Here is a 673-nt window from a genome sequence, read left to right as displayed (position 1 = left end):
GCAGGGGCAAGACCCTCGTGGCCGGAGATAGGGGTTTGGGGGGTTCTCGGCAGCGTTCTGACTGGGGCTGCGGCAGCAGGGAGGGGTTGGGAAGGGGTGGCCGGGGGGGGCAATTTGGATGCAGGTGACAGCTCCGCTGCTCGGGTGCTCAGGGATCCGGTTCGCGTTGAGGCTTGTGCTCGCGGGGCGAAGCTGCCCAACATGCCTGCCGGCAAGCCCAAAGCCGTGACACAGAGACAACTGACCAAGCCCATTTTGCGGGCGGGATCCAGTCCCTGTCCAAGCTGTTTCCAATTTCGCATGAGGCCGCGCTCCTCTCCAATCTCGTACAACTTCCAGTGCGACGGTTAAAACAGAAGTTAATGTACCATAGGTTTCTGAATTGACCAGTTTGCACAGTCGGGCACAAAAGCCCAAGTCTTGATAGCATAAGGGGTTTTGGCATTTTGGACTACCGCTCAGCAGGGGTTGACATCGATCTGGGCCAGGCCTTTGTCAGGGGGATCCGCGAGCGCGTTGAACGGATTCAAATTCCGTCCTCAGGTTCTTCAGGAACCTTGGGCGGCATCGGCGGCTTTGCCGGTCTGTTTGAGCTGCCGACGGGGTATCAAGCGCCGGTGTTGGTGGCGGGCACCGATGGGGTGGGGACAAAGCTGGACATTGCCCAGCAGTG

Annotated in this window: 2 pseudogenes; one reads left to right on the top strand and one right to left on the bottom strand. The window is 59.7% G+C overall.

Annotation, left to right across the window (positions count from 1 at the left end):
* Positions 1–302 (bottom strand): annotated as a pseudogene (locus tag NW837_RS14245) (septal ring lytic transglycosylase RlpA family protein); the annotation flags it as partial.
* A 144-nt stretch (positions 303–446) separates the two neighbouring features.
* Here NW837_RS14245 and NW837_RS14240 point away from each other — a divergent pair.
* Positions 447–673 (top strand): annotated as a pseudogene (locus NW837_RS14240) (phosphoribosylformylglycinamidine cyclo-ligase); the annotation flags it as partial.

Source organism: Synechococcus sp. R6-10 (assembly GCF_047461815.1).
In the GTDB taxonomy this organism is placed as follows: domain Bacteria; phylum Cyanobacteriota; class Cyanobacteriia; order Thermostichales; family Thermostichaceae; genus Thermostichus.
The sequence above is the reverse complement of the archived record's forward strand: the minus strand, read 5'-3'. Positions and strand labels throughout refer to the sequence as shown.